Raw genomic sequence first — 3,870 nt, 5'->3', positions numbered from 1 at the left:
CTCGCGGCTGCTCGAGGCCGGGCCCAGGGTGGCCACGACCTTGGTACGCTCGACGCTCTTCATCGTGCCGGCAGTTTGGCACGACTCGCGGCCCGTCGCGACGGTTGGCGGGTGACCGGCTCGGGTATTCCTGACGGCAGGCGGCGACCCCAGAGAGGGCAGGCAGGATGCGCTTCGACGACGACAGCCAGCTCGACAGCTCACAGGTCCAGGACACCCGCGGCCGGGGCGGCTTCAGCGGCTTCCCGCGCCGCGGCGGGGTGGCCATCGGCGGCGGCGCCGGGCTCCTCGGCGTGATCGTGTTCATCCTGCTCCAGCTGCTCGGCGGGGGCACCGCCACCTCCGGCGCCCTCCCCGGCATCGACCAGATCCAGGGCGAGCAGAGCAACCTGGCCGAGGAGTGCAAGACCGGGGCGGACGCCAACACCAAGGAGGACTGCCGGGTCGTGGCCGTGGTCAACAGCCTCCAGGACTACTGGACGGCCGAGTTCCAGCGCCGCGGGGGCCAGTACCAGAAGGCCCCGACGACGCTGTTCTCGGGCGGCGTCCAGACCGGCTGCGGCGCGGCCAGCTCCGAGGTCGGCCCCTTCTACTGCCCAAGGGACGGCACCGTCTACATCGACCTCAGCTTCTACCGGGACCTGCAGACCAAGTTCGGCGCCCAGGGCGGCCCCTTCGCCCAGGCCTACGTGCTGGCCCACGAGTACGGCCACCACGTCCAGAACCTCACCGGCACGATGGAGCAGGCCGGCAGCTCCCGGGCCACCGGCCCCCAGAGCGCGGCCGTCCGCCTCGAGCTCCAGGCCGACTGCTTCGCCGGCCTGTGGGCCAACCACGCCACCACCGAGCCCGGCCCCGACGGCGGCGACCCCCTGGTCGAGCGGATCACCGAGCAGGACATCGCCGACGGCCTCGACGCCGCCGCCGCCATCGGCGACGACCGCATCCAGGAGCGGTTCCAGGGCCAGTCCAACCCCGAGACCTGGACCCACGGCTCCGCCGAGCAGCGCCAGCGCTGGTTCACCACCGGCTACCGCACCGGCGACTACGCCCAGTGCAACACCTTCCGCGGGTCGGTGTAGCCCCTCCCTGCTCCCGGGTGCCGGCCCCTGGCCGGCTCCGTCAGACCGGTGACCCGGCCTCGTAGGCCTGGCCGACGGCCTTGGGAGGGCGGACCCGGCGGAAGAAGATGGCCAGGACGATCAGGGTGACGATGTAGGGGAGGCTCTGGATGAAGGCGTTGTTGATCCAGTCGACCCGCAGGAACACCGTCAGGGCCTCGGTCCAGGCGAACAGCAGGCAGGCGAAGGCGGCGCCGATCGGGGACCAGTTGCCGAGGATGAGGGCGGCCAGGGCGATGAAGCCGCGGCCCTGGTTCATGCCCTCGCGGTAGAGGCCGACCAGCTCGACGGAGAGGTAGCCGCCGGCCAGGCCGGCGAAGGCGCCGGAGATGAGCACGCCGGACCAGCGCTGGCCCTTGACCCGGACGCCGAGGCTCTCGGCGGCCCGGGGGTTCTCGCCGGCCGAGCGGAGGCGCAGGCCGAACACGGTGCGGTTGAGCACGAACCAGGCGGCGAGCCCGAGCAGGATGGTCACCGGGACCATGATCGACTGCTCGCCGAGGCCGGGGAGGTCGATCTTGGGCAGCTGCGGGACCTGGGGCGACTGGGTGCCCTGGCCGTAGGCGACGATCGACAGGAACCGGGGCACGCCGATGGCCAGGATGTTGATGGCCACACCGGAGACGATGTGGTCGACCCGGAAGGTGATGGTGGCCATCCCGTGGATGGCGGCCACCGCGACCCCGGCGGCGACCGCCGTCAGCAGCCCGGCCACCGGCCCCCACTGCAGCGCCCCCCAGGCCCCGAACCAGGTGCCGAAGATCATCATGCCGTCGATGCCGATGTTGACGATGCCCGAGCGCTCGTTGAACACCCCGCCAAGGGTGGCCAGGTACAGGGGGACGAAGGCCCGGATGGCCGAGGCGATGGTGGCCAGCCCGAACAGCTGGATCAGGATGTCAGGCACGTTCGTGCTGCTCCCGGAGCTGGCGGCGGGCGGTGAGGCGCCGCACGACCTCGTAGGCGATCACGATGGTGAGGATGATCACGCCCTGCATGATGGTCGTGACCTCGGCGGGTACGTCGGTGTTGAGGCCGATGCCACCCCTGGCACGGTCGAGGAAGGAGAACAGCAGGGCCGCGGCCACGATGCCGCCGCCCGAGTTGCGCCCCAGCAGGGCGATGGCGATGCCGGTGAAGCCGTAGAAGCGGATGTAGTCGAGCTTCATGCGGTCGTCGATGCCGAGCACGTCCTGGAGGGCGATCAGGCCGGCGATCGCCCCCGACAGCAGCATCGCCTTCATGATCATGGAGTTGCTGCGGATGCCGGACGGCTCGGCGGCCCGCGGGTTGGTGCCGAGCACCCGCAGCTCGAAGCCGAAGCGGGTGCGCCGCACGGTCAGCGCGTACAGCGCGGCGGCGACGATGGCCAGGACGAAGAACCAGGTCACCGGGGCCGACCCGCGGAAGTCGAAACCGATCGAGTTGAAGAACGGGACCATGGAGCCCACCTGGGCGGTCGGCTCGATGTCGGGGGTCTGCTGCTGGGCGATGTCGCCCTGCTGGTTGGGGTCCTTCAGGGCCCCCGAGAGGAGGTAGAGCAGGACCGCGTTGGCTACGAAGTTCATCATGATGGTCGAGATGACCTCGTGCGCTCCCCGGTAGACCTTGAGCAGGGCCGGGACGGCGGCCCAGAGCATCCCGCCGGCCATGCCGGCCAGGATCGTCAGGGGCAGGTGCAGGGCCGTCGGGGCCGACAGCTGGTAGCCGACGTAGCCGGCGGCCAGGGCGCCGATGGCGTACTGGCCTTCGACGCCGATGTTGAACAGGCCGGCCTTGAAGGCGATGGCCACGGCCAGGCCGGCGAAGATCAGCGGGGTGGCCCGGCCGAGGATGAAGGCCAGCGAGTTGCGGTTGAACAGCCCGTAGCTCCACATGGCGTTGGCCACGTCGGCCACGTCGTCCCAGCTCTGCTGCACGATCAGGATGACGATGACGCCGATGACGGCCGCGATCAGCAGCGACACGGCCGGGGCGAGCAGCTGGAAGGCCCAGCCCCGCAGACGCTGGCCCCAGGGGACCCGGGCGGCGGCCTCCTCGACCTCCGGCTCGGGCGGCGGTGGCCGCTCCTCGACCTTCACGCCGCCGGATCCCCTTCCTGGTCTTCGCCGCGGGCGCCGGTCATGTACAGGCCGAGCTCGGTCATGGTCGCCTCCGAGCCGCGGAAGGTGGCCACGATGCGGCCGTCGTGGATGACCCCGACCCGGTCGGCCAGGGCCAGGATCTCCTCGAGGTTGGAGGAGATCAGCAGCACGGCCACGCCGTCGTCGCGGGCCTCGACCAGCTCCTGCCAGACGAACTGGGTGGCCCCGATGTCCAGGCCGCGGGTCGGGTGGGCGGCGATCAGCAGCTTGGGGTTGCTCTCGAACTCGCGGCCGAGGACCAGCTTCTGCTGGTTGCCGCCGGACAGGGCGTAGGCGGGGGCGGACACGCTTGGCGCCTTGACCCGGAAGCCGCGGATCAGCTCGGCCGCCCGGCGGCGGATGGCGCCCAGGTCGAGCAGGCCGCGCCGGGAGAACGGCTCGCGCTCCTGCTGGCCGAGGATCGAGTTCTCCGAGACCAGCATCTGCAGGACCATGCCGCGGGCCTGGCGGTCCTCGGGGATGTAGGCCAGGCCGGCCTGGCGCCGGGTGCGCACGTCGGCCCGGGTCAGCTCGTCGTCGTCCAGGTAGATGCGGCCGGTGTCGGGCGTGGCCAGGCCGACCAGGGCCTCGACGAGCTCGGCCTGGCCGTTGCCCTCGACCCCGGC

At 71.4% G+C, this 3,870-nt stretch carries 4 protein-coding genes; 1 reads left to right on the top strand and 3 read right to left on the bottom strand.

Annotated features, from left to right (window positions below; translation table 11 throughout):
• Positions 1-167: 167 nt before the first annotated feature.
• Positions 168-1,082 (top strand): neutral zinc metallopeptidase, encoded by a 915-nt coding sequence (locus VF468_22005; protein HEX5880965.1) that lies wholly within the window; start codon positions 168-170, stop codon positions 1,080-1,082.
• A 40-nt stretch (positions 1,083-1,122) separates the two neighbouring features.
• Here VF468_22005 and VF468_22000 read toward each other — a convergent pair whose 3' ends face one another.
• The 3 genes from VF468_22000 to VF468_21990 form a co-directional block, all read right to left on the bottom strand.
• Positions 1,123-2,028, bottom strand: coding sequence for an ABC transporter permease (locus VF468_22000; protein ID HEX5880964.1), 906 nt, complete (start codon positions 2,026-2,028; stop codon positions 1,123-1,125).
• Entirely contained in the window at positions 2,021-3,202 is a 1,182-nt protein-coding gene (locus VF468_21995) for an ABC transporter permease (GenBank protein HEX5880963.1), read from the bottom strand. The genes VF468_22000 and VF468_21995 overlap by 8 nt, the downstream gene beginning before the upstream one ends.
• On the bottom strand, positions 3,199-3,870 hold a 672-nt coding region (locus VF468_21990; protein ID HEX5880962.1), incomplete at its 5' end, for an ATP-binding cassette domain-containing protein. The genes VF468_21995 and VF468_21990, both read right to left, overlap by 4 nt.

It is taken from the genome of Actinomycetota bacterium, assembly GCA_036280995.1.
Classification (GTDB): domain Bacteria; phylum Actinomycetota; class CALGFH01; order CALGFH01; family CALGFH01; genus CALGFH01.
Note: the sequence above shows the minus strand (reverse complement) of the source record. Positions and strands in the feature narration are given on the sequence as shown.